Annotated in this window: 23 protein-coding genes; 9 read left to right on the top strand and 14 right to left on the bottom strand. The window is 66.6% G+C overall.

Going from position 1 to position 25,145, the window contains the following annotated elements; all coding sequences use genetic code 11:
* Positions 1-34 precede the first annotated feature (34 nt).
* The 3 genes from ACU0BR_RS11405 to ACU0BR_RS11415 all read left to right on the top strand — a co-directional run bounded on the left by ACU0BR_RS11405 (position 35) and on the right by ACU0BR_RS11415 (position 2,397).
* A complete protein-coding gene (locus ACU0BR_RS11405) occupies positions 35-697 on the top strand; it encodes a Tim44/TimA family putative adaptor protein (RefSeq protein ID WP_446156952.1) in 663 nt (220 codons plus the stop codon).
* A 62-nt stretch (positions 698-759) separates the two neighbouring features.
* Positions 760-1,737, top strand: coding sequence for a murein transglycosylase A (mltA, locus tag ACU0BR_RS11410; RefSeq protein WP_446156953.1), 978 nt, complete (start codon positions 760-762; stop codon positions 1,735-1,737).
* Between the two features lie 3 nt (positions 1,738-1,740).
* Entirely contained in the window at positions 1,741-2,397 is a 657-nt protein-coding gene (locus ACU0BR_RS11415; protein WP_446156954.1) for a Smr/MutS family protein, read from the top strand.
* On the opposite strand, the gene ACU0BR_RS11420 is transcribed toward ACU0BR_RS11415, so the two are convergent.
* The 11 genes from ACU0BR_RS11420 to regB all read right to left on the bottom strand — a co-directional run bounded on the left by ACU0BR_RS11420 (position 2,380) and on the right by regB (position 17,920).
* Positions 2,380-3,603, bottom strand: a complete 1,224-nt coding sequence (locus ACU0BR_RS11420) for an MFS transporter (RefSeq protein WP_446156955.1) — start codon at positions 3,601-3,603, stop codon at positions 2,380-2,382. The two genes, ACU0BR_RS11415 and ACU0BR_RS11420, sit on opposite strands and share 18 nt — an antisense overlap.
* Before the next feature lie 97 nt (positions 3,604-3,700).
* Positions 3,701-5,008, bottom strand: a complete 1,308-nt coding sequence (hslU, locus tag ACU0BR_RS11425; protein ID WP_446156956.1) for an ATP-dependent protease ATPase subunit HslU — start codon at positions 5,006-5,008, stop codon at positions 3,701-3,703.
* A 51-nt stretch (positions 5,009-5,059) separates the two neighbouring features.
* Entirely contained in the window at positions 5,060-5,617 is a 558-nt protein-coding gene (gene hslV, locus ACU0BR_RS11430; protein ID WP_446156957.1) for an ATP-dependent protease subunit HslV, read from the bottom strand.
* Positions 5,618-5,771: 154 nt separating this feature from the next.
* Positions 5,772-6,092: a thioredoxin gene (trxA, locus tag ACU0BR_RS11435; protein ID WP_446156958.1), complete on the bottom strand. Its 321-nt coding sequence runs from the start codon at positions 6,090-6,092 to the stop codon at positions 5,772-5,774.
* Between the two features lie 64 nt (positions 6,093-6,156).
* Complete coding sequence (addA, locus tag ACU0BR_RS11440; RefSeq protein WP_446156959.1) at positions 6,157-9,549, bottom strand: double-strand break repair helicase AddA; 3,393 nt, start codon at positions 9,547-9,549, stop codon at positions 6,157-6,159.
* Entirely contained in the window at positions 9,546-12,524 is a 2,979-nt protein-coding gene (gene addB / locus ACU0BR_RS11445; RefSeq protein WP_446156960.1) for a double-strand break repair protein AddB, read from the bottom strand. The genes addA and addB overlap by 4 nt, the downstream gene beginning before the upstream one ends.
* Complete coding sequence (locus ACU0BR_RS11450) at positions 12,517-13,215, bottom strand: nucleotidyltransferase family protein (RefSeq protein WP_446156961.1); 699 nt, start codon at positions 13,213-13,215, stop codon at positions 12,517-12,519. The genes addB and ACU0BR_RS11450 overlap by 8 nt, the downstream gene beginning before the upstream one ends.
* On the bottom strand, positions 13,188-14,237 hold the full coding sequence (locus tag ACU0BR_RS11455; RefSeq protein ID WP_446156962.1) for an aminoglycoside phosphotransferase family protein: 1,050 nt from the start codon (positions 14,235-14,237) through the stop codon (positions 13,188-13,190). Before ACU0BR_RS11455 ends, ACU0BR_RS11450 begins: the two co-directional genes overlap by 28 nt.
* The gene (gene tsaE, locus ACU0BR_RS11460) at positions 14,224-14,721 is read right to left on the bottom strand and encodes a tRNA (adenosine(37)-N6)-threonylcarbamoyltransferase complex ATPase subunit type 1 TsaE (protein ID WP_446156963.1); all 498 of its coding nucleotides are present in this window, start codon (positions 14,719-14,721) and stop codon (positions 14,224-14,226) included. Before tsaE ends, ACU0BR_RS11455 begins: the two co-directional genes overlap by 14 nt.
* Positions 14,722-14,759: 38 nt before the next feature.
* The gene (locus tag ACU0BR_RS11465) at positions 14,760-16,388 is read right to left on the bottom strand and encodes a PAS-domain containing protein (RefSeq protein WP_446156964.1); all 1,629 of its coding nucleotides are present in this window, start codon (positions 16,386-16,388) and stop codon (positions 14,760-14,762) included.
* Between the two features lie 65 nt (positions 16,389-16,453).
* The gene (gene regB / locus ACU0BR_RS11470) at positions 16,454-17,920 is read right to left on the bottom strand and encodes a sensor histidine kinase RegB (RefSeq protein ID WP_446156965.1); all 1,467 of its coding nucleotides are present in this window, start codon (positions 17,918-17,920) and stop codon (positions 16,454-16,456) included.
* Positions 17,921-18,012: 92 nt separating this feature from the next.
* On the opposite strand from regB, the gene ACU0BR_RS11475 reads away from it, so the two are divergent.
* Together ACU0BR_RS11475 and ACU0BR_RS11480 are read left to right on the top strand one after the other, a co-directional pair.
* Positions 18,013-18,624 carry an SCO family protein gene (locus ACU0BR_RS11475; protein ID WP_446156966.1) on the top strand — a complete coding sequence of 204 codons (612 nt, stop codon included), beginning with the start codon at positions 18,013-18,015 and terminating at the stop codon, positions 18,622-18,624.
* Positions 18,625-18,754: 130 nt separating this feature from the next.
* Positions 18,755-19,309: an ActR/PrrA/RegA family redox response regulator transcription factor gene (locus ACU0BR_RS11480; protein ID WP_446156967.1), complete on the top strand. Its 555-nt coding sequence runs from the start codon at positions 18,755-18,757 to the stop codon at positions 19,307-19,309.
* A gap of 24 nt (positions 19,310-19,333) precedes the next feature.
* On the opposite strand, the gene ACU0BR_RS11485 is transcribed toward ACU0BR_RS11480, so the two are convergent.
* The 3 genes from ACU0BR_RS11485 to ACU0BR_RS11495 form a co-directional block, all read right to left on the bottom strand.
* The gene (locus ACU0BR_RS11485; RefSeq protein WP_446156968.1) at positions 19,334-19,927 is read right to left on the bottom strand and encodes a YfbR-like 5'-deoxynucleotidase; all 594 of its coding nucleotides are present in this window, start codon (positions 19,925-19,927) and stop codon (positions 19,334-19,336) included.
* Between the two features lie 83 nt (positions 19,928-20,010).
* Positions 20,011-21,324 (bottom strand): MFS transporter, encoded by a 1,314-nt coding sequence (locus ACU0BR_RS11490; RefSeq protein WP_446156969.1) that lies wholly within the window; start codon positions 21,322-21,324, stop codon positions 20,011-20,013.
* 10 nt (positions 21,325-21,334) lie between these two features.
* The gene (locus tag ACU0BR_RS11495; RefSeq protein WP_446156970.1) at positions 21,335-21,613 is read right to left on the bottom strand and encodes a metal-sensing transcriptional repressor; all 279 of its coding nucleotides are present in this window, start codon (positions 21,611-21,613) and stop codon (positions 21,335-21,337) included.
* A 122-nt stretch (positions 21,614-21,735) separates the two neighbouring features.
* On the opposite strand from ACU0BR_RS11495, the gene ACU0BR_RS11500 reads away from it, so the two are divergent.
* From ACU0BR_RS11500 to ACU0BR_RS11515, 4 genes are all read left to right on the top strand, one after another.
* Positions 21,736-22,545 carry an HpcH/HpaI aldolase family protein gene (locus ACU0BR_RS11500; RefSeq protein ID WP_446156971.1) on the top strand — a complete coding sequence of 270 codons (810 nt, stop codon included), beginning with the start codon at positions 21,736-21,738 and terminating at the stop codon, positions 22,543-22,545.
* Positions 22,546-22,629: 84 nt separating this feature from the next.
* Positions 22,630-23,799, top strand: a complete 1,170-nt coding sequence (locus ACU0BR_RS11505; RefSeq protein WP_446156972.1) for an acyl-CoA dehydrogenase family protein — start codon at positions 22,630-22,632, stop codon at positions 23,797-23,799.
* Positions 23,800-23,964: 165 nt separating this feature from the next.
* On the top strand, positions 23,965-24,267 hold the full coding sequence (locus ACU0BR_RS11510) for a hypothetical protein (protein WP_446156973.1): 303 nt from the start codon (positions 23,965-23,967) through the stop codon (positions 24,265-24,267).
* A gap of 77 nt (positions 24,268-24,344) precedes the next feature.
* Positions 24,345-25,145, top strand: an 801-nt coding sequence (locus tag ACU0BR_RS11515) for an adenosylhomocysteinase (RefSeq protein ID WP_446156974.1), incomplete at its 3' end; no start/stop codon positions are given.

Raw genomic sequence — 25,145 nt, forward strand, 5'->3', positions numbered from 1 at the left:
TCGCGTTTCCACCGTATCCCCAATGAGGTTCAGAATGAGTCCTTCGGCAATCCAACTTCTTGTTCTGGCGGGGATTGCTATATTCTTGATCCTTCGGCTGAAAAATGTGCTGGGCACGCGCGACGGATTTGAAAAGCCGCCCGTGGCGGCCCCGGCCGAGGTCAAGGAAAAGCCCAGACATGATTTCGAGGTGATCGACGGCGGCCCCGATCTCGAGATTGCGGACTATGCCGAACCGGGCAGCGACACCGCCGAGGCCTTGACGAAGATGAAAACCGCCGAGCCGGGTTTCAGCGTCCGTGAGTTCCTGGATGGGGCCAAGGGCGCCTATGAGATGATCCTGATGGCGTTCGAGCGGGGCGACATCAAGTCGGTCGAGGCTTTTCTGTCCGAAGACGTGAACGAGGCCTTCGTCGAAACCATCGCCCTGCGCGAAGATCAGGGCCTCAAGGTCGAGGCGAGCTTTGTCGGCCTGAGAGAGCTGGAGCTGAACTCCGCAAGCTTCGACGCCGCCACGGCGGAGGCCGAGATCAGCGTGCTTTTCGTCGCGGAGCTGACCTCGGTGGTGCGCAACAGCGAGGGCGAGATCGTCGAGGGCAACCCCAACGAGATCAAGCGCCAGCGGGATATCTGGACCTTCGCCAGACGCATGGGCGTGGATGATCCGAACTGGCAGCTCGTCGCCACGGGCGGATGACGGGCGGACGATCGGCATCGGGCCTGAAGGCGGCGGCGCTGGCGATAGCGGGATCATTTGCCATGACCCAGGCATCGGCGGAGCCCTCCTACCACATCATGGAATTCTCGGAGCTGCACGGCTGGCAGCAGGACGATCACCAGGCGGCGCTGGATGTGTTCCTGAACACATGCACCGACCTCAAGCGCCCGGAATGGGCGACGCTTTGCGCCGTGGCGCAAGAGGTCACGAACGCCAAGGCCTTCTTTGAGCTCTTCTTTCGCCCGGTGATCATCGGCGGCGAGGCCCCCGCCCTTTTCACCGGCTATTTCGAACCCGAGCTGAATGGCGCCCGCACCCCCAGCGATCGCTTCCGCTATCCGCTCTACGCCAAGCCGCCGGAGGCCTCGGGCCAGTGGTACACCCGGCAGGAAATCGAATCCGGCGGTCTGCTGAAAGGGCGCGGGCTGGAAATCGCCTGGGTGGACGACCCGGTCGATCTGTTCTTTCTGCAAATCCAGGGCTCGGGCCGGGTACGCCTGGCCGACGGCGGCGCCATCCGTGTGGGCTATGGCGGCGCGAACGGGCAGCCCTACCGCTCCGTCGGGACAGAGCTGATCCGCCGGGGCATCTTTCAGCCCCATCAGGTCTCGGCGCAGGTCATCCGCAACTGGGTCAAGCGCAACCCCGTAGACGGCGAGGCGCTGCTGCACCACAACCCGTCCTATGTGTTCTTTCGCAAGGTCACGGGCGTCCCCGCGGATCAGGGCCCGCTGGGCGCGATGAACAGATCCATCACCCCGCTGCGCTCGGTTGCGATAGATCCGGCCTTCACGCCGCTTGGCGCGCCGGTCTGGATCGAAAAGGAAGGGCGCCGCCCCCTGCACCGCCTGATGGTCGCGCAGGATACCGGATCGGCCATCAAGGGCCCGCAGCGCGCCGATGTGTTCTACGGCACCGGCAACCAGGCCGGCCGCGCGGCGGGTCGTATCCGCGACAGGGGCCGGGTCGTGGTTTTGCTGCCGATCGAGCTTGCCTACAGCCTGACGCCGGAGGGTTGAGCCGTGGCGCCGCGCAAACCCCGAGGGCTGCGCCCGGACGAGGAAGACCTGTGGCGGAAAGTCAAATCTGCCGCCCGCCCCCTGCACAAGGAACGTCGCCCGCCCACGATTGCACCGCAGGTATCGTCGCAGCCGCTTGAGCTGCCGAAGACCCCGGCGCGCGCGGAACCGGACCCGGCGCGCGCGGCACTGCCGATTCAGCCGTTCAGGATTGGCCAGAATGCGGGCCGTGACGGGGGACGCAACGCGCCGCGAAAGCCGGGCGGTCATCGGTTGCTGCCCGACCTCGAACAGGAAATGGCGGCGGCCGCCGTCGCGATGGACAAACGCGCCTACACGCGGTTGCGCCGCGGCAAGATCCTGCCCGAGGCGCGGCTCGATCTGCACGGCATGACGCTGGCGCAGGCCCATCCCGCGCTGACATCCTTCATCCTGCGCGCACAGGCGCAGGGCAAGCGGCTGGTTCTGGTCATCACGGGCAAGGGCAAACGCGCGCATGAGCCGGGCCCGATTCCGGTGCGCACAGGGGTGTTGAAACACCAGGTGCCGGTGTGGCTGGCGCAGCCGCCTCTGGCGCAGGCGGTCCTGCAAATCAGCGCGGCGCATCTGAAACACGGCGGCGGCGGCGCCTTTTACGTCTATCTACGCAGGCAGCGATAACCGCTTTCGCGCAAGACCGACGCCCAGGCCCACGGAAGACGACGCCAGGATCAGATAGATCGCGATCGCCACCATCTGTTCGGTGAACGCGACGCCCCGATCGATGAACCAGCCGGTCAGCCCCGGCCCGACGGCAGAGCCGAACACCATCACCGCGACCGCCAGCGCCTTGATCGACCCCAGATGGCGCGTGCCGTAAAATTCGGCCCAGAACGCGTTGATCACCGTGGTGTTCACCCCCGCGGTCAATGCCATCAACGCAAGCGCCAGCGCGGCGAGAGCGAGGCTTTGCGCCACCGACAGGACCAGGAACCCGATCGCAAGCGGCAGGAGGTAGAGCGGCATCAGCCTGGCCGTTCCGATCCTATCCACGGCAAGGCCCGACAGCAGCATGGCAACGGTGGACATGCCCGAGAACAGCGGGAACAAAGCCACCAGCGACAGATGCGACCACCCCTTCAGCGTCGCCAGGTGCACCTGCAGGAAAAAGAACGAGGTGATGAAGGCCGACGGCCCCATCAAAGCGGGTACGACCAGCCAGAACAGCGGATGGCGCAGGGCGTCCATCCGCGTCCAGTGCCTGCGCCCCATGCCGGCCACGTCGTCCTGTTCCGCCAGCGCTTGGGGCGTGCGTTCATGGCGCAGCAGGATCACGATGACCGGGATCACCGCCAGCGCGAGGACCGCCGCGAGAAACCACAGGTTTTGCCAGTCAAACCAGCGTTTCAGCGCCACGAACGTGAGCGGAAAGAGCGACTCCCCCAACGCAAATCCAAGCGCGCCGATGGCCAGCGCCTTGCCCCGCGACGCCGTGAACCACCGTGCCATCGCCACCGCCCCCAGGTGGCTCGCCATGCCCTGCCCGGCGAAGCGCAGCATCAGGATCACCCCGACCAGCGCCCAGGCCGCGCTGACCATCGCCATCGCCACGCAGGCCAGCGCCAGCAGGCCCAGGACGACAGGCACGATGACCCTGACGCGGAACCGGTCCACGATCCCACCGAGCCAGACCATCAGAACGGCGGAGGTGGCCGTGCCGACGGTATAGATCGCGCCCCATTCGCCGTTGCTCAGATCGAACTGCCGCCGGATGTCGCCCGAAAAGATCGAGATGAAATAGGTCTGGCCAAAGGCCGACACCAGCGCCAGCAGAAATCCGACGCTCAGCCAGCGCAGGTTGTCTTTCACGAATGACAAAAGTGACATCGGCAGCACCCTTTCCCGGCCGACCCATGCTTCGGCCAGTTGCCGCGAAAGGGAAAGCGCTTATTTCGCGTCCCCGCACTGCACCAAAAGGATCGGCCTAGAGCACGAACCGGCTGAGATCGGTCGAGCGCGTCAATTCACCCAGGTTCTTTTCGACGAAGGCGGCATCCACCGTCACCGAAGACCCTGTCCGCTCGGGTGCGTCGAAACTCAGCTCCTCGAACACGCGTTCCAGCACGGTGTAGAGCCGCCGCGCGCCGATGTTTTCGACCGACTGGTTGACCTCGGCCGCGATCTTGGCCAGCGCGGCGATGCCTTCGTCGGTGAAGGTGACGTTGACCTCCTCGGTTTTCATCAGCGCGGTATACTGAAGCGTCAGCGCGTTGTCGGTCTCTGTCAGAATGCGCACGAAATCATCTTCCGTCAGGGCGCGCAGCTCGACCCGAATGGGCAGGCGGCCCTGCAATTCCGGCAGCAGATCCGAAGGTTTGGCAATGTGGAACGCCCCCGACGCGATGAACAGGATATGGTCGGTGCGCACCGGGCCGTGCTTGGTCGACACGGTCGTGCCCTCGACCAGCGGCAGCAGGTCGCGCTGCACGCCCTCGCGGCTGACGTCGCCGCCGCGTGCGTCGGTGCGGGCGCAGACCTTGTCGATCTCATCGAGGAAGACGATGCCGTTTTCCTCCACCGCGGTGATGGCGGCACGGGTCACGGCCTCATCGTCGAGCAGCTTGTCCGCCTCCTCGCTGATGAGCACATCGTGGCTTTCGGACACGGTCATCTTGCGGCGCACCTTGCGCCCGCCCATCGCCTTGCCGAACATCTCGCTGAGGTTCATCATGCCCATGTTCGCACCGGGCTGCCCCGGAATCTCGAACATGGGCATGCCGCCGCCGGTGTCGGCCACGTCCAGCTCGATGACCGTATCGTCAAGCTCACCCGATCTCAGCTTCTTCCGATACATCTCCCGGGTGGATTCGCGCGCGTTGTCGCCGACCAGCACGTCGATCACGCGGTCCTCGGCAGCCTTCGCCGCGTTGGCTTTCACATCCTCGCGCATGGCCTCGCGGGTCATGGCGATCGAGGTATCCAGAAGATCGCGGATGATCTGTTCCACGTCCCGCCCGACATAGCCGACCTCGGTGAACTTGGTCGCCTCCACCTTGATGAAGGGCGCCCGCGCCAGTTTCGCCAGACGGCGGCTGATTTCCGTCTTGCCGACGCCGGTGGGCCCGATCATCAGGATGTTCTTGGGATAAACCTCATCGCGCAGATCGGCGTCCAGCTTGTTGCGGCGCCAGCGCGACCGCAAAGCCACCGCGACGGCCCTTTTCGCATCCTTCTGGCCAATGATGAAACGGTCCAGTTCGGACACGATTTCGCGGGGGGTCAGATCGGTCATGTGCACTCCGTGAAAATCTCGGCGGTTCGGGCGAAGGGGCTCCGCCAGGTCCTAGGCGGTGATGGTTTCGACAGTCAGGTTTCCGTTGGTATAGACACAGATATCGGCCGCGATTCCCATCGCCTTGCGTGCGATCTGCTCCGCATCCAGGTCGGTTTCCATAAGTCCGCGCGCCGCCGCCAGGGCAAAGTTTCCGCCCGATCCGATCGCGGTCACGTCATATTCGGGTTCCAGCACGTCGCCGGCGCCTGTGATCACATAAAGATCGCGCCCATCGGTGACGATCAGCATGGCCTCGAGTTTTTGCAGGTACTTGTCGGTACGCCAGTCCTTCGCAAGCTCCACACAGGCGCGGGCCAGCTTGCCGGGGGTCGCCTCGAGCTTGGCTTCCAGCCGCTCCAGCAGGGTAAAGGCATCGGCGGTCGAGCCGGCGAAACCCGCCACCATTTCGTGGCCGCCGGGCGACAGCCGGCGCACCTTGCGCGCGGTGCCCTTGATGACCGTCTGGCCCAGAGACACCTGCCCGTCGCCCGCGACGACCACTTTTCCGCCGCGCCGCACACCGATGATCGTGGTGCCGTGCCAGCCCGGAAAATCCTTGTCAGCCATGAATCCCTCCGTTTGTTCTGCGTTTCATATGTGCCCGCGTCCTTGCGGCAACAACCCTGGGGCCGGTTCCGATATCGGCGGTGTCGGCCCGGGAATCGAAAAAGGCAGCCGCGGGGGCTGCCTTTGCGATCCTCGGATCATGCGATCACGCGGATCAGACCGCGTCGTCGATCCAGCTTTGCAGCGCGGCCTTGGGCGCGGCGCCGACCTTGTTGGACACGACCTCGCCGTCCTTGAACATGAACAGCGCCGGGATGCCACGCACGCCCAGCTGCGCGGGCGAATTCGGATTTTCGTCGACGTTGACCTTAACGATCTTAACGCGGCCTTCATATTCGGCGGAGAGTTCTTCCAGCGCCGGCCCGATCTGTTTGCACGGACCGCACCATTCCGCCCAGAAATCGACGATCACGGGTACGTCGGCGTTGCGGACTTCGGCGTCGAAGGTGGCATCGGTTACAGCTACGGTGGCCATCGGGGTCCCTCCTTGGGGTTGGCATCAATCAGATGCCGCAACGTATGTACGCCTTACCACAGGGTCAAGGCGCCACGTCCTCCGCCAGTGCCGCCTGAAGGGCGCGCTCCAGCAACGGGCGCGGCAGCGGCATGAGCTGCGCGCTCCGGGTCCAGAGGATGGCGCATTCGATGCGGCGACCGGGATGGATCTCGCCAAGCGCAAAGGCATAGGCCCCCATCTGGCGCAACAGCCCGTCGGGCACTGCGTCGGGCGTTTCGGGCACCATGCGGTTGGTCTTGAAATCCACGATGGTGATCGCCTCCTGCGTCACGATCAGGCGATCGACGATGCCGCGCAGCTGCCTGCCGTCGGGCAGGCGGGCGGCCACCTCGACCTCTGCCAGCGTTTCGGGGCGGAAAAGGGCGGCCAGCTGCGGCGCGTCCAGCACGCCGACCGCCTCCGCCAGCAGGGCGCGGGCCTCATCGTCCTGCGCCCGGTCGGGTCCGGCGGCCAGCAGCGCAATCCCGGTATCATGGCGTTCTTCGGTCGGCAGCGCGGGCAGCAGTTCCAGCAGCATGTGGATCGAGCGGCCGCGCCGCAGGGCGGTCGCCTCATCCTGGCCTTCGCCGGCCAGCGCCTTCGCCCCCCCAAGCTCCGACGGCGACAGCGGCGCGGCGGGACGGGGCGGCACCGCCGCCTGCGTCACGGCATAGGCGGGCAGGGGCCGCGCCCCAACATCCGGCCGATCCGTCGGCGGCGTGCCGGGTTCGGCGGCCGCGGGGGGATCAGCGGGCCAGTGGCCGAATTGCAGGCGCAGGCCGGCCGCGCCGTCGTGGATCAGCGGGGCGGCGCCATCGTGCTGCATGGCGTCCTGCACGATGTTGTACCAGCTTTCCGGGCCGGTGCCGACATCGCCCGCGGCGGCCACGATCAGCCATTGTTCGGCCCGTGTGATCGCCACGTAAAGCAGCCGCATACGTTCTTCCAGCTGGCGCCTTTCCTGCGCCTCGCGCGAGGTCGTCATCGGCAGGGGGCTTTGATTCTTGCCCGTCTTCCACACCGGCACGGGCGGGCCTTCCTGCGTGTCGAGCTTCAGGATCTCGTTGCGCACCTCGTTCTTGCGCTTCTGTGTCTCGGGCAGGATCACGATCGGCGCTTCCAGGCCCTTGGCGCCGTGAACGCTCATCACCCGGATCAGGTCCGAATTGCTGTCCAGCTGCCGCTTGATGTCCACATCGTCCGAGGCCAGCCACCCCAGAAATCCGGTCAGGCTGGGAATGTCAGACCGCTCATAGGCCAGCGCCTGCGCCTGCAACGCGTCGATACCGTCCTGCGCCTCGGGGCCCAGCTGCGCCAGCAGCCTTTGCCGCCCGCCATGCCGCGTGAGTATCCGCTCCAGCAGGTCGAAGGGCCGCAGGAAATCGGTGTTGTCGCGCAGATCCTGAAGCACGGCAAGCGTCTGCGCAAAACTGTCATGCCGCGCGCGCAGCTGCGCCCAGAGGTAGCTCTTGCCGCGCCCCTGCGCCAGATCGTAGATCTGCGCCTCATCCCAGCCGAATAGGGGCGAGCGCAGCGCGGCCGCCAGCGAAAGATCGTCCTCGTTGGTGGCGAGGAACGCCAGCAGCGCGGACAGATCGCGCACCGCCAGTTCGCCGCCCAGCCGCAGCCGGTCCGACCCCGCCATCGGCAGGCCCTGTTCCTTGCCGGCCCGGATGATTTCGTGAAACAGCTCTCTGCGCCGCTGCACCAGGATCAGGAAATCGCCGGCCCGGATCGGGCGCGTGCCGCCCTTGCCGTCGGGCAGGGGCGTACCGATCATCGCGCCGATCCGCTGCGCGATGCGGCGCGCCAGCACCACGTTCGGATCATCCGCGCCGAGCCTGTCGACCGGGTCGGTCCAATGGGCCTCTTCGGGGGTGTCGGATTTTTCGACGACCGGCCACAGATCGACCCGACCGGGCAGATCGGACCGGAACGCGCGGTGGTGGGTTTCCCCGCCCACGCCCTGCGCCGCCTCCCCGCTGAAGGCCTGATCCACCAGGCGCAGGATCGGCGTGGCGGAGCGAAAGGAAAACAGCAGGTCGCGCGGGAACAGACGTTTGCCGACCTGCGAAAGCTGCTGATCGAAATGCCCCCGCATCCGGTCGAAGGCAGCGGGATCGGCGCCCTGAAACGAATAGATCGACTGCTTCTTGTCGCCGACCACGAAAATCGTGCGTTCGGTGTCGGCCCGCGCGCCCACGCCCGCGGTGAATTCCTGCGTCAGCAGGCGCACGACATCCCATTGGGCAGGCGAGGTGTCCTGCGCCTCGTCCACCAGAATATGATCGATACCGCCGTCCAGCCGGAACAGGACCCATTGCGCGACCGAGGGATCGGTCAGCAGGCGCCGCGCCTTCAGGATCAGGTCGTCGAAGTCCAGCCAGCCGAGGCGCAGCTTGCGGTCTTCGTATTCGGGCAGGAAGACCCGGGCGAAATCGCAGAGGCAACGGGCCTTTTCCGCCGCGTCGATTGCCTGAAGGTGCAGTTTCGCATCCGCCACGCGCTGCGCCAGGGCCATCACCTCATCGGCCAGCGGACCCAGGGCCTTGCGTGCGTTTTTCGTCAACAAGGAAGGCTTGGGCAGGTCATCGGCCTTGCGCAGCATCAGCGCGCAAAGCGCTTCATGCTCAGACAGGCCGGGGGATGTCATGTCGAGCCCGCGCAGCGCTCGCGCCAGTGTCTTCATCGTCGGCGATTCGCCGTCCAGCAGCGGGCAGACGGTGGCCAAGAGGTCGGCCTCGCCGCCGTCGAAGGCGATGGCGCAGGCCTGCACGGCATTGGCGTCGCGCGCCAGCCCCAGCGCCTGTTTCAGGTCCGCCGGTTCCAGCGGTCGGGCGAAAAGCTCGGCGTTCGCGGCGATCTCTTGCAGCAGATCCGCCGGATCGTCGCCGGACAGGTGGCGCGCGATGCCGTCGACCAGTCCCACATGCGGGCCATCGGCCAGTTCCTCCAACACCTCGTCGCGCAGGATCTTGCCGGCCCGGTCGTCCATTTCCGTGAATTGCGGCGACACGCCCGCCTCCAGCGGGAAGCGTCGCAGCAGCGCCGCGCAGAAGGAGTGAATCGTCTGGATCTTGAGCCCGCCGGGCGTCTCGATCGCGCGGGCGAAAAGGGTGCGCGCATGGCGCCGCGCGGTGGGGGAATTGTCGGACACCTCCACCCCCAGGGTGTCGAGCTCCGCCGCCAGGGCGCGGTCTTCCAGCATGGCCCATTCGCCCAGACGCCGGAACAGGCGGTTCTGCATCTCGCTCGCGGCGGCCTTGGTATAGGTCAGGCACAGGATGCGCTCGGGCGGGACACCCTTCAGCAGCAGCCGCGCCACCCGATCGGTCAGCACGCGGGTCTTGCCCGACCCGGCGTTGGCCGACAGCCAGGTGCTGTCATAGGGCGCGGCCGCCCGGACCTGCGCCTCGGTGGCGTCGTCGCGGATCATCGCCCGACATCCCGCGGGGTCGGAGGTGTGGTTTCATCCCATTCGCCGAAACGCGCCAGATGATCGTAATCGCGCACGTCGGCCCTGTTCTGCATCGCGCGGCGAGAGGTAAAGCCGCGCGTCGCACTCTGGTATTTTCCGATCAGCTCCTTGAGCTCTTCCCAGGTCTGCAAGGCCTCTCCGGCGCCCATTTCGCGGCGTCGTTCCTCGGGGTTGGCGCCCAGACCCAAATGGCACACCTCGATCACGGGGCGGCCTGCAAGTTGCTCGAATGCGCCCAGTTCGACCATCGCGGCCTCCAGCAGCAACTGCTTGTCGTAATGCGTTATCTGCGGATCGGTGGGCGGTTTTCCGGTCTTGTAGTCATAGATCACCACACCGCCGTCGTGGCGCAGGTCGATGCGATCGACCTTGCCCGTCAGGCTGAAATCAAGCGGTGTCAGCGCCAGCGTGCGCTTTTGCTCGAGGATGCCCGGGCGCGCGATCTCGCGGCGCCTTGCCTCGCCGTCCAGGAACCAGCCCGCAACCTTGGCCAGCCGCGCGCGCCAGATGCGCCGCGTGGTGGGCCAGGGCGCCTTTTCATCCAGATGCCGGTCGGCAATCCGCATCAGCAGGTCGCGGGCGTCGGCGGGCAGCCCGTCCGCCGTGGTTTCGATGAACTCGTGCAGAACGTCATGCAGGACCGTGCCGCGCAGCATTGCATCGGGTTCGGGACGCAGGGGGTCCAGCGGGTAGAGGCCCAGCACATGCCGCGCATAGATCGCATAGGGGTCGCGGATAAGCGTCTGGATGCTGGTGACCGAGAGGTTGCGGGGGCGCGCCGCGACCGGGGGCCGCGGGCTGGGCCGCGGGGCCGGGGGGCGGCGTGCCGCGGGGGTTTCCAGCCGTTGAACCTGATCGAGCAGCGCATCGCCGCGCCCGCGCATGTCTGCCAGGATCTGCGGACCCTCCTGGTGCTTGAGCCCGCCCATCAGGTTCGTCAGGCGGTTCAGCCAGCGCGAGGGCACGGTTTCGGCCTCGGCGTTTCGGATCGCGCGGCTCAGGATCACGCGCGGCGCGGCGATCGCCTGCTGGAAATCATGCGCGGCCAGCCCGATCCGCCTGTCAGGCAGCAAAAGCCCCGCATCGTGGCGCATCCTGCGGTTCAGCCAGGGGTCGGGCGGCGGCAAATCTGGCCAGACGCCATCGTTGAGACCTCCCAGGATTACCAGTTCGGTGCCCTGCACGCGGGCTTCCAGCGTGCCCCAGATCATGATGCCGGGATGCGCCACCACGGCGGAGCGGACCTCCTCGGCGTTGAGGGCCTTGTTCAGCAACTGCCCGAAATCACCCGGCGACATGGTGCCGCCATGCGCGGCCTCGGTGCAAAGCGCCTGCATCACGGCGCGCGCGCGGATGCCCGCCTCCTTTTCCCAAAGCTCGCCGGCCTGCCCGTCCTGCGCATCTGCCAGCGCGAACACCGGCGAAATCCCCGGACCGGCGGCGAGCCCGCCCGCGATCCGCAGATGTTCGTTCAGATGATCGGAAAGCGGCCGGTCCGCGACCGTTTCCAGCCCGTCCAGCAACTCCGCCAGCCAGCGCGCCCAGACCTGTGCGTGCGGTTCTGACCGGGTTTCGGCCCAGGCGGTCAGATCGGCGCCCGTCGGAAACACCGGCCCCCTGCGGCGCAGGGTCAGCTCCAGCTCACGCGTCAGCAAGAGATGGAGCCCACGATCCTCGCGCGCGGAATGGGTCAACGGATGCTTGAGCAGTGTCAGCAGATCCTCGGCGGTCAGCCGCTGCCCGAACAGACCCGCGACATGGCGCAGGAAACGCCCCGGTGCCGATAGCTGCAATGGCAGCCCCGCGCTGTCGTCGGGCCGGATGCCCCAGCGATCCAGCGCGGCGGTCACCTGCCGGGTCAGCATCCTATCGGGGGTGATCAGCGCGGCCGACACGCCGTCCTCGGACGCCTTGCGCAGGCTCAGCGCGATGGCCAGCGCCTCCGCACGCGGGGAGGCGGCCTCCACCAGATCGACGTCGCGCATCGCGCGCGACAGCTCGGTCAGCGCAGGGCCCTCGCGCAGCCATTGGTCGGTGACGGGCGCGGGGCGCAACGCCAGCGACACCAGCCGGTTGCGCGGCGGGCAGGGGGCGGCGCCCTGCCATTCCCGTGTCGCCGCCATCGGCAGGCCCAGCCGTTCCATCAGACGCACGAACCGGTACTGCGGGTGATCCTCGGCGGTCAGCCCGTGCGACAGGCTCTGCCACGCTTCGGGTGGCATGTCGAAATCGTATCCGGGCAGGATCAGCGCCCCCTGCGGCAGCCGCGCGACCTGTTCCATGAACAACGCGGTGGTCCCGCGCGATCCGGTGGACCCCGCGACGATCACGGGGTTTCGGGGCGGTGCCGTGTTCCAGGCGGCGATCAGGCGTTCGACCACGGCGCGTTGGCGCGCCTCGGGGTCCAGATCCTGCTGATCCTGCACCTCCAGGAACTGCGCGACGATCGACAGGAATTTCAGGCTGCGTTCCCAATGCGCCGAATGACCCGCCACGTCCAGCTGTGCCAGACGCTCGAAGGCCACGCCCTCGCCCTGCATTTCGTCGAGCAAACCCGCAAGGCTGTCGGCAAGCTCGAACACCGCCGTTTGCGGGGCCAGGTCGGGGGCCTGTTGCAGCAGACGGCGGATCAGCTGCGCCAGTTGCAGGCGCCGCCGCAGCGGGGGGACCACGGGCGGCAGACCCACCGCGCGCGGATCGGCGGCAAGATCGGTGACCAGCCGGATGCGGGGCAGGAAACAGGCGGGACCCTGGGTGAATAGATCGCGGATCCGACGCCCCATGCGGCGGGTGTTCACGAACAGCTCGACCCGCGCCATGGCCTCGGGCGGGGCACCGGCCAGCCGGGCGCGCAGCCCCTCGACCACCGCCGCGGGAAAATCGCACCCCGGGGCCACGCCAAACACGCGCGGCTGATCGCTGCGTTCAAACATCGGCCTGTTCTGCCAGAAGCGATTGCGCCAGCGCGATGCCCTCGGGCCGTCCGACATCGCACCATCCGCCGGGATGCATCACCCCGTAAAGCGTGCCGCGCTCTTCCATCCGCGACCACAGGCGGTTGACCGAAAAGGAATGCTCCTCGATCTGGTTCAGCAGATCGGTGCGGATGATCTGGGCGCCGGAATAAACCGCGCCGGGGCCGCGCGTCAGCCGACCTTCATCGTTCATGATGAAATCGCCCCGCCCGACGTAGCCGGTCGCGGAGGCGCGCGGCAGCATCAGCATCAGGGCCTCCATCCGGTCGGGGTCCCAATGGCCGGCAAGCAGCTTGAGCGGGTTGGAGCCGGTCCAGACCGCGTCGGAATTGAGGGTGTAGACCGTATCGCTGCCCAGCAGCGGCGCGGCATGGCGCAGGCCGCCGCCGGTATCCAGCAGCGTCGGCGTTTCTAGCGAGACGGCGATATCGGGACGGGGCGCCAGATGCGCGACGATCTGTTCGGGCAGGTAATGCGCATTGACCACGATGCGGCGCAGCGGGACCGCATCGGCCAGCGCAAGCGCATGGTCCAGCAGGCTGCGGCCCGCGACCTCGATCAGGGGCTTCGGCCGGTCCCGGGTCAGCGCCCCCATGCGGGTGCCCAGCCCCGCGGCAAAAATCAGGATGGTGTCGGGGTGGTCGCGCATTGTTGTTTCAGCCTGTTCAGAATGTCGGGCGTGGGCGGCGGCAGGTGGGCTTCGACCGAGTTTTTCAGCAAAGCCAGGTCGGGGTGTTGCAGATCGCGTTGCAGCACAGACCAGACCCGCGGGATCAGATCGACGTAATGTGCCTTGCCGTCGCGCACGCACAACCGCGCAAAGACGCCAAGGATGCGCAGGTTGCGCTGCGCGCCCAGCGTGGCGGCGGCGCGGCGGAATTGCGCGGGCTCAAGGCCTGTGGCGCCCAGGTAGCGAACCATCATCCGTTCCGCCAGCGCGGGATCGACGTCGCGGCGCGCGTCCCCCAGAAGCGAAACCAGATCGTAGGCGGGATGCCCGCGCATCGCATCCTGGAAATCCAGCAGGCCGACCTGCGCCGTGCCCTCCCGCTCGGGCATCCAGATCAGGTTCTCGGCGTGGAAATCGCGCAGCACCAGAACCTCGGGGCCGGTGCAATGGGCCATGCAAAGCGCGCGTACCTCCTGCTCCAGCCGCTGCGCGTCCTCGGCGGTGCCGACGGCGCCGGTCTCGGTATCGGTGCCGGTTTCGGTCGCAAAGCCGCGGTACCAGACCATCGACAGGGCCGAAAGCCGCCCCATCAGGGCGAAATCATAGGCGGAAACGGCATCGGGCAGCGGCGCGCGATGCAGCGCCGCCAGCAGATCCACCGCGGCGGCATAAAGCGTCTCCGTCCGGCCCGGATCGGTGTCGGCCACCCGCGCGAACAGCGCGTCGCCCAGATCCTCCAGCAACAGCAGGCCGTGGCGCTGATCCTGCGCAAGGATCTCCGGCGCGCTGAAGCCTTGTGCGCGCAGGTGATCCGCAATCCGCACGAAGGGCGCTACATCCTCGCCCTTGTCCGGGTCGGCATCCATCAGAACCGCGTGCCGATCGCCCAGCGTCAGCCGGTCGTAGCGCCGGTTCGACGCATCGCCCGCCAGCGGGGCGCGCGTTGCGTCCCGCCATTCCAACGGGTCCAGAAAAGCGGCGATCGCATCAGTGCGCGGCATGGAACGCATCCTTCGTCGCGGCCGCCAAGATGGGCGCCCAGCGGGCAGGGCCGCGAAGGCGTGCCGTACGGCCCGTGTCCAGCGGTTGCAAATCCAGGTGCAGCGCGTCGCGCGGGCGGCTCTTGCCCAGCCGCTCCGGCCATTCGATCAGGCAGATCGCGTCTTGCAGGGCATCCTCCAGCCCCAGCTCCAGCGCCTCGTCGGGGTGGCCGAGCCGGTATAGATCGCAATGCCACAGCTCCACCGCATCCAGATCGTACACCTGGACCAGCGTGAAGGTGGGCGAGGGCACGTCCTCCATGCGGTCGAGCGCGGCAAGCCGGTCGCGGATCAGAGCGCGCGCGAAATGGCTTTTGCCCGCCCCGATCGGGCCGCTGAGCAGCAGCGCGTCGCCCGCCCGCAGATGCGGCGCCAGCCCACGCGCCAGCCGATCCGTCGCGGTGGCGTCCGGCAGCGTCAGCGTGGTGGAGAATTCCGGCGTCATCCGCACACTTTTAGCGGTCGGCCGGACGGCTGCAAGCGCTATAGGGCGATTTTCGCCGGTACTGCGGGCGATGCGCTGTCCGGCACCGCCGCGATCCTTGGCGGGCGGGCGGCGTGCTCATCCCGGCGGGTCGCGAACCGGACCATCGTATGCCCGCCCGCGATGGGCGTGACCACGAGCGACAGCGGCGCATCGTCCCGCTGCCGGACCTCGCCCCGCCAGACGGCGCGCTCGGATCTGAGGAAGACGAAATCGCGCAGCTCGCCCCAGATCGGCGTCGGCTGGCAGCACCCGGCCCAATGCCGTGTGGCGGTGATGATCGAGCCCGCGTCGGCCGAGGCGCTGTCGGATACGCCCCACAGAAGATCGCAGGCTTCGTTGGAAAAGATCAGCTGCCCGACCGACGAGAAAACCGCCACCGCGTCCTCGAGCCCGTCGAGGATGGAATGCGACAGTTCCAGCCCGGCGCGCAGGTTGCGGCTGCGCTGCATCTGCTGCGTGATGTCCTCGAACAGGAAGGCGATGGCGCCTTCGGGGTGGGGCCGTCCCGTCACCCGGAAGGTCTGTCCGTTGGAAAGCGACCAGGTTTCCTCATAGGTGCCCCTGGCGGCGTTTTCTTCCAGCGTGCTCATGGTCTGGCGCCATGCCCTGTAATCCTTGGGCTCCGCGATGCGCTGAAGATCCCGCAGCCGGTCCAGAAAGCCGGTCAGCGAGGGCCGGCCCGCCAGCCAGGTCGCGTCCAGCGTCGTCAGCTCGCTCAGCGCCGGGTTGAACAGCACCAGTTCGCGCCGCGCATCGAAGACGGCGAGCCCCGTGGCAAGATGGGCAAAGGTCTTGGTCAGTGTCTCCACAAAGCGGCGCAGGGCCGCGTCCGCGCGCACGGCCTCGGTGACGGGGATCGCGAAATTCATCGTCGTGTTGTCGAGCGCACGCCGGTGATGGTCGAACCACAGCTCCCCGGAGGCGCCGCCGCCATCGCTCGCGCCCAGGCGCACGCGTAGCGGTGCGTCGGTGTCGGGCGTGGCCTCAAAGATCCGCGGCAGGGGCCATTGATAGGCCCGTTCGCCATCGCGGCGCAGCAGCGTGCCGTAGGCATCGTTGGCCCATTGGATCGTTCCGTCGCCGGGGTTTTCGTTCCAGATCGGCACGGGGCAGGCGGACAGCGTTTCGCGCAGGCGATCACGGTCCCGTTTCAGATCCGCGTATTCCTGCCGCGGTACGGATACGCTCATATCGTCGGGCCGGGACCGCCTGACATGGATGAAGACCAGCCCGTGCCGGACCGAAGCGCGCAATGCCAGGCTGTCGGTCGCCGTGTCATGGGTGAGGGTCACGGGGCGGCTGTCACGCAGCCCGCACAGCGCGACCGAAGCGCCCGGAAAGTCCCTGTCGAGCGCGGCGAGAAGCAGCTGCCACTCCGTCCCGCGCTCCGCCCGGTCGCGGGCAAGCGACGCAAGCATTTGCCTGCCCGGGGTCGAACAATCGACCAGCGTTTCATTCTCGAACAGAAAGCACTTTTCCGGCGAGGTGGGGTCAAAGGCAAGCCTGGCGGACTTGACCGACATTCGCCGCCGTTCCAGCCAGATCACAGCGAACAGCGACACGCCCGTGGCCACAAGACCCCCCGTGACCAAGGCAAAAATCTGCATGAAATTCAGAAAGATCATAAAACACCCAAAGCTTCGGGTGCCTTCTTGCCACATGTATAGTTAACGGCAGATTAATGCGGAGCCTAACGGGTGATCGGCTGGTTTTCCCCCAGCGGTGCCTTGGCGTCCTGGCTGGTCTGGGCGACAGCGGCGCGCGGCCAGACGACTTCGACGATCGCGCCGCTTCGGCCCGGGCGCGCGCGCGGACCATTGGCGGGATGCGGATCGTCGGCCGCCTGGCCCGCCGACGTGCTGTCGCTGTCGCTGGCGTTGGCAAAGGACACCTCGGCGCCCGAGCGTTCCAGCAGGGTCTTGGCAATGAACAGCCCCAGCCCCATGCCTTCGTATCCGGGTCGGCGGGCATCGTCGCCGGCAGGGCGTTTCCGGCCCAGGAAGGGGTCGCCGATGCGGGCCAGCAGATGCGGGGCAAAGCCGGGTCCGTCATCGATGATGCGCACGCTGACGCGCTCCTCGTCCCAGCGCCCGTCGATCCAGACATTGGCATTGGCGAAATCCACCGCGTTCTGAACGAGGTTGCGCAGCCCATGGATGATCTCGGGGCGTCGGCGGATGACAGGATGCGGCAGGGTGCGCTGCGGGATATCGGTCCCCTCCGTGGCTTCTCCGGCGGCGGAAAAATCGAAATGCAGGACCTTGCCGCGCCCGCTGTGGGGCTCGGCGGATTCGCGCACCACGGCCGAAAGCGGCGCGTGGCGCATGTGCAGGTCCTCTTTCCCGGCGCGTCCCATCGAGCGCAGGATATCGCGGCAGCGGTCGGCCTGTTCGCGCAACAGCTCCACATCCTCGCGCAGCTCGGGCCGGTCGGCGAGATCCTCGATCAGCTCCGAACTGACAAGCTTTATCGTCGCCAGCGGTGTGCCCAGCTCATGCGCGGCGGCGGCCACGACGCCCCCCAGATCCGTCAGTTTCTGTTCGCGCGACAGGGCCATCTGCGTGGCAAGCAGCGCCTGGCTCATCGAATGGATCTCGCTTGTGACACGCCAGGCATACCCGGCCTCGAATACGATGCCGATGACGATCGCCAGCCAGAACCCCAGCACGAACAGCGGCGGCTGGCGCAGGATCAGGCCGTCTTCGGCACGCAGAGGCAGATGATATAACGCAAGCAGGCTGACCAGCGCGATGGCCGCCAACCCCAGAAGCACGGTGAAGCGCAGCCGCAGCGCCGCGGCGGAAATCGTCACCGGCGCAAGGATCAGCAGCGCGAACGGGTTGTTCAGACCGCCGGTCAGATACAGCAGGACCGAAAGCTGGGAAATGTCGAAAAGCAGCGTCAGCATGGTTTCCCAATCGCTGAGCCGCTTGTTTTCCGGATAGACCACCATCGCCAGCAGATTGGCGACGACAGAGGCGCCGATGGCCATCAGGCACAGCCCGATGTTCAGCATCAGATCGAGGTAGAGCGCCGCCACGGTCAGCGTCGCCAGCTGCCCGGCCAGCGCCAGCCAGCGCAACAGGATCAACGTACGCAAGCGCACCCAGCCGCCCCGGTCGTGTTGCCCGATCAGTGTCGTCGCCGCATCTGTCATGGAGAGGCCAAGTGTCACATCCTAATTTGCCTCAACTATTACGAACATGGCCGGACACGATCAACGACCGTCTTCAACTACGGGATTCTCGGATGAGTCGACTTTATGCGCTGACAGCGGCGGCCCTCATCGTTCTGATGCTGGGCACGCTGGGCTACCTGTTGTTTTTCGGGCCGCGTTCCTACGGGTTCGGCTCCTGCAGCGAAACCCAGGTTGCGGGGGGCGACATCGGCGGGCCGTTCACATTGGTGAACGAAGATGGCGCGACCGTCACCGACGCAGAAGTGATCACGGTGCCGTCGCTGGTCTATTTCGGCTATACCTCCTGCCCCGACGTCTGCCCCCTGGATGCGGTGCGCAACGCCGATGCCGTGGATCTGCTGGCCGAACAGGGCATCGAGGTGCAGCCGGTGTTCATCACGATAGACCCTGCGCGCGACACGCCGCAGGTGCTCCGGGAATTCACCGACAACATGCACCCCCGCATGCTGGGCCTGACGGGGACGCAGGCGCAGGTGGATGCGGCGGCCGCCGCCTATCGGGTCTTCGCCCAACGCGGCGCGGGCGGGGATGCGGAAAACTATGTGATGGATCATTCGACCTTCACCTATCTGATGCTGCCCGACGAGGGTTTCATCGAGTTCTTCAATCGCGATGAAAGCGCTCAGGAAATCGCCGACCGCACCGCCTGTTTTCTGGGATGAGGGCGCGATCACGGCTGGCGGGGCAGGTTTTCGTGACGCGGACGCGGCGTGAAACCGGGCCTGTGCGTTTGACGGGAACCACGTTCCGCCGTAAGAACCTTTGATGATCTGCGGGTTCGAGGGAGACGTCATGCAGGATCGCGCTTTCGGCGAGATAGGCGAAGACAAGTCGCTTTTGCTGGTCGACGATGACGAGCCTTTCCTGCGTCGGCTGGCGCGGGCCATGGAAAAGCGCGGCTTCGAGGTCGAAACCGCGGATTCCGTGGTGGGCGGCACCGCCATCGTGACAGCCCGCCCGCCGGCCTATGCCGTGATCGACCTGCGGCTGGAGGATGGCAACGGCCTTGACGTGGTCGAGGCGCTGCGCGCCTCCAGGCCCGACAGCCGGATCGTGGTGCTGACGGGATATGGCGCCATTGCCACGGCGGTTACCGCGGTCAAGATCGGCGCGACGGATTACCTTTCCAAACCGGCGGACGCCAATGACGTCACCGCCGCGCTGCTGGCGACAGGTCACGACCTGCCGCCGCCGCCGGAAAACCCGATGTCCGCCGACCGTGTTCGCTGGGAACATATCCAGCGCGTCTATGAACTTTGCGATCGCAATGTCAGCGAGACCGCGCGCCGTCTGAACATGCACCGGCGCACCTTGCAGCGCATCCTGGCCAAGCGCAGCCCCAAGTAATTTCCCGAACTGCCGATCAGGCAGTTAAAGGTCCCGCATCAGCGCCGCATGGCGCGCGGTGTAATCGCGCCGCACCTCGACCGGCGGGCGCAGCACGATGTCCAGCCCGTCGAGCAGCCCGGGCGCGGGCCGGCCGAAGAAACGATCGGCCTCCGCTGCGGCGAAGCCCGCGATCTGCACCGCTTCGAGCCAGGCACTCAGCCGGTCGGCACGTTTGATCTGGCGCTTGACCGTCTTGGGCAATGCGGCGGGCAGGCCGAACCGCAGATGCACCGCCGCCGCCAGCCGCTCGTCCAGCTGACCGTAGGCGGTGCCGATGGCGGATTTGACCGGCGATATCATGTCCCCGATCACATATTCCGGGGCGTCGTGCAGCAGGGCCGCCAGACGCCAGCGCACCGGGGCGGAGGGCGCGATGCGGCGAAAGATGACCTCGACCAGCAGCGAATGCTCGGCCACCGAATAGGCGAAATCGCCCTTCGTCTGGCCGTTCCAGCGCGCGACGAATGCCAGCCCGTGGGCGATGTCCTCGATCTCGATATCCATCGGCGTCGGGTCCAGCAGGTCCAGTCTGCGCCCTGACAGCATCCTCTGCCACGCCCTCGGTTGCGATGCCATGATCCCGCCTGTCTCCTCGCCTTTTTGATGTCGTAGCCAGCGGGCCGACGAAAGTAAACGCATCCGCAGGGCCGATGCCGGGGCTACCCGTTCGTCGGCCAGTGGCGGTGCAGATCGTCGATGGTGATCGCGTGGCGATGGTTCGGCCCGTGGCCGTTTTCCTGCAAGTGCGGGTGCGCGGGGTCCAGTCCCGGATGGCTGTGCGTCAGAATGCATGGCTCCGACCCGGGCCAGACCCGAAACGCCACCGCCACCCCGATCACCCCGATCACCGCCATGGTGACGAAGGCCGCATCCATTCCGTAAGCGGCACCGATCCGCCCGGCCAGCGGATACGTCAGCAGCCATCCGGCATGCGACAGGGCGAACTGGGCCGCGAACACCGCCGGCCGGTCCTCGGCATGGGCGGAGCGGCGCAAGAGTCGCCCGGCAGGTGTCATCGTCAGGCTGTTGCCGAACCCCATGACCAGCCAAAGCGCCAGAAGGGTCGGAAAAGAGCCTGCAAAAGGCCCTGCGGCCATGCCCAGTGTCAGAAGGGCCGCACCCCAGATCATCGGTGGCCGGTCCGGGATGCGGTCCAGCAGGCGCGGCAAAAGCAGCGCCGCACTCATCGAGCCGGCGCCAAAGGCCCCCAGCGCCAGCGCGACCTGAAATTCGCCCAATCCCAGGCTTGCCTGCACGATCACCACCGTATTGACGATCACCATCGCGCCCGCGGCGGACACCGCTAGGTTCAGGGCCAGCAGACCGCGCAGACGCGGCGTCGCGAGGTAGATCCGGATGCCGCGTGATGTGCGATCCCACACGCCGCGCCGCGCGACAGGCTGGGGGCTGGGCAGGCCCACTGTCATCACCAGCGCGGCCGACGCCAGAAATCCCACCACCGTCCCCGCGAAGAGCACGGGAAAGCTGACGATCGTCAGCAGGGCCGCGGCCAGCATCGGGCTCAGCAGGTTTTCCAGATCATAGGCCAGGCGCGACAGGGACAGCGCGCGGGTATAGTCGCCCTCGTCCGGCAGCACGTCGGGGATGGTGGCCTGAAACGTCGGTGTGAACCCGGCCGAGGCCGCTTGCAGAAGAAAGATCAGAACGTAGATCTGCCAGACCTCGGTGACGAAGGGCAGTGCCACCGCGACCGTTGCCCGGATCAGGTCGAGCGACACCAGCATCGCCCGGCGCGGCACCCGGTCGGCGAAAGCCGAGGCGATCGGCGCCAGCACCACATAGGCGATCATCTTGATCGCCAGCGCGGTGCCCAGCACCAGCCCGGCCCCGGCGCCCGCGATATCCCAGGCGAGCAGCCCCAGCGCGACCGTCGCCAGCCCGGTGCCGATCAGCGCGATGACCTGGGCCGCGAAAAGGTGGCGGTATGTCCTGTGGGCGAGAATGCGCAGCATCGTCCGAACCCTACAAAAGCTTTGCGAGGAGCCGCAATTCGGCCAAATCCCGCGCGGCGGCCTGAGATGAGGCGTCGGTGCCGCTGCCGAGGCAGTGATCGATATGATCGTGTATCAACGTGCGTTTGGCCGCGGTGATCGCCCGTTCGACCGCCTGCATCTGGGTCGCGATATCCGCGCAGGGGCGTTCGTCCTCCAGCATCCCGATGACGTGGCGCAAATGGCCCTCGGCACGTTTGAGACGCTTGATCAAATCCGGGTGGGTGGTGTGCTGCTTGGTTTGAGACATGTCCGTCAATAACCCCCCGGGGGGGTTGTGGCAAGCGGCGTGCCGCATGTCGCCGCGAATTGGCTTTTGCCGCCGGAGGTGCGACGCTGCGCGCAGGCTCAGAACGAAAGGCGGATACGAAGATGCGGAAAAATACGGTACTGGAAACCTGCAGGGCCGGGGGCACGGCCGTGAATGCGTGGCTCGGAATCCCGCATTCCGTCCCGGCGGAGATCATGGGTCATCAGGGCTTCGATTCGGTCACGGTGGATCTGCAACACGGCATGATCGGGTTTCAGGCCGCCGTGTCGCTTTTCCAGGTGCTCTCCTCCACGCCGGCGTTGCCCTTCGCGCGGGTGTCCCGCAACGATCCGGCGCTGATCATGCAGCTTCTGGATGCGGGTGCCTACGGCATCATTTGTCCGATGATCTCCACCCCCGCGCAGGCCAGGCAATTCGTCGACGCCTGCCGGTATCCCCCCCTCGGCGGACGATCCTTCGGCCCGTCCCGCGGTCCGATTTATGGCGGCCCGGATTACTTCGACCATGCCAATGACGAGATCCTGACGCTCGCGATGATCGAAACCGCCGAAGGTCTGGAAAACCTGGAGACGATCCTTGCCACGGAGGGGCTGAACGGGATCTTCATCGGGCCCAACGATCTGTGCCTCGCGCTGGGCGTGCGGCCGCGTTCCGAACCGGAGGAGACCGTCGTGGTGCAGGCTATCGCGCGCATACTCGGCGCCTGCCGCGAGACGGGCAAGATCGCGGGGATCTACTGCTCGTCGGGACAGGCGGCGGCGATGCGGGCCGATCAGGGCTTTCACTTGGTGACCCCCGGCAACGATTGTGCCACCCTGACTGCCGCGGCGCGCGCGCAGGTCGATGCGGTCGTCAACCGGGGGCGGCGCCCGGACGATCCCCTGCCCGCTGCGCGTGCGGACGGATATTGAACTGCCTGCCACGGCGACGCATACCTCCGACATATCCGGGGCACCCGCGTCGTGCCGGATGCAGACCGAACCAATGAGGATACGATGCCGCAGGACACCCAGTCAGCCGAAGACCTGACCGCGATGCGCGATTCCGTGCGCGCGCTTTGCGCCGATTTTCCCGGCGAATACTGGCGCAAGCTGGACCGCGAAAGCGCCTATCCCGAAGCGTTCGTCAGGGCGCTGACGGAGGCCGGGTTCCTGGCCGCGCTGATCCCCGAGGAATATGGCGGCAGCGGCCTGCCCCTGTCGGCGGCGGCGGCAATTCTGGAAGAGGTCCAGATGAACGGCTGCAACGGCGCGGCCTGCCACGCGCAGATGTACATCATGGGCGCGCTGTTGCGCCACGGCAGCGATGCGCAGAAACAGCGCTATCTGCCGGGTATCGCAAGCGGCGATCTGCGGCTTCAGGCATTCGGCGTGACAGAGCCTGGCAGCGGCACCGACACCACCTCGATCAAGACTTTCGCGCGGCGCGAGGGCGATCATTACGTCATCAACGGCCAAAAGGTCTGGACCAGCCGCGCCGAGCATTCGGATCTGATGTTGCTGCTGGCCCGCACCACCCCGCGCGATCAGGTGGCCAAGCGGTACGACGGGCTGTCGGTGTTCCTGGTGGACATGCGCGCGGCGCGCGGCAACGGGCTGACGATAAAACCCATCCGCGCGATGATGAACCATTCCACGACCGAGGTGTTCTTCGACGAGCTGCGCGTGCCCGCGGAAAACCTCGTGGGCGAGGAGGGGCGCGGGTTCCGTTACATCCTGTCGGGCATGAACGCGGAACGCATCCTGATCGCATCGGAATGCATCGGCGATGCCAAGTGGTTCATCGATAAGATGAAGCGCTATGCCGCCGAGCGAGAGGTCTTCGGCCGACCGATCGGGCAGAATCAGGGCATCCAGTTTCCCATCGCGGAATGCTACGTGCAGATGCGCGCGGCCGAACTGATGGTTCATGAGGCCGCCCGCCTGTTCGACGCGGGCCTGCCCTGCGGGACGGAGGCCAACATGGCCAAGATGCTGGCCGCCGACGCCTCGTGGAAAGCCGCCGACACCTGTGTTCAGACCCATGGCGGGTTCGGGTTCGCCGAGGAATACGACGTCGAACGCAAGTTCCGCGAAACACGGCTTTACCGGGTCGCGCCGATCTCGACGAACCTGATCCTCAGCCATGTGGCGGAACATGTTCTGGGGCTGCCGCGCTCGTTCTGAGGCGTGTCCGCCAAGGGCCCGACAGGGCGTCGGCGCGCGGCATGCGCCGGGCGCAATTGGCGTGCGGGGGAACTTTCGCGCCGCTCGCGGCTTGAGGGTGCAACGGTCAGTCACCGTTCCGGGCAGCACCATCTCGGTTGCGGTGCCCCATGACAGGAGCACGAAATGCGCTTGATACTCGCCAACATTGCAGCCCTCGCCGCCGTGACCGGCGTGGCGATGGCCGAACCCCAGAACTGCGCGGAACGCGACGCGGTCGTGAGCAAGCTGCAAGGCACGTTCGGCGAGGCGTTTTCCGGCGGCGGCCTCCAGACCGACACCTCGGTGTTCGAGGTCTGGACCTCGCCCGACGACGGGACCTGGACCATTCTGATGACCCGCGCCGACGGGGTCTCCTGCGTGATGGCCAGCGGCACCAACTGGCGCCCCGGCGGCCTGACCGAAGCGGTCAAGGGCACCCCGAGTTAAACCGATAGACGCCGTTGCCCGCCCCCGGGTACGATGCTAAGTCCCCTGCAACCATTTTGATTGCAGGAGTACGGCGAATGCCGAGTGACTACATCGTCAAGGACATTGCGCTGGCCGACTACGGCCGTAAGGAACTGGAGATCGCCGAGACGGAGATGCCCGGTCTGATGGCCCTCAGGGAAGAATACGGCGAGAGCCAACCGCTGAAGGGCGCGCGCATCGTCGGCTCGCTCCATATGACGATCCAGACCGCCGTTCTGATCGAGACGCTGGTAGCGCTGGGTGCCGACGTGCGCTGGGCTTCGTGCAACATCTTCTCCACCCAGGACCACGCCGCTGCGGCAATCGCGGCAGGCGGCACGCCCGTCTTTGCCGTCAAGGGCCAGACCCTGACGGAGCATTGGGACTATCTCGACCGTTCGTTCATGTTCCCCGAGGGCGCGAACATGATCCTCGACGATGGCGGCGATGCCACGCTCTATGTGCTGCTCGGCGCGCGGGTCGAGGCGGGGGAAACCGACCTGATCGAGACACCGACCTCGGAAGAGGAAGAGGCGATCTTTGCGCAGATCAAGAAGCGCATGGCGCAAAGCCCCGGCTGGTTCACCAAGACGCGCGAGGCCATCAAGGGCGTTTCGGAAGAAACCACGACGGGCGTGCATCGTCTTTACGATCTGCACAAGAAGGGGCAGCTGCCGTTCCCGGCGATCAACGTGAACGACAGCGTCACCAAGTCGAAGTTCGATAACAAGTACGGTTGCAAGGAAAGCCTCGTCGACGGCATCCGCCGCGCCACCGACACGATGATGGCGGGCAAGGTCGCCGTGGTCTGCGGCTATGGCGATGTGGGCAAGGGATCGGCCGCATCGCTGCGCGGC

The sequence above is a fragment of the Brevirhabdus sp. genome, from assembly GCF_052826345.1.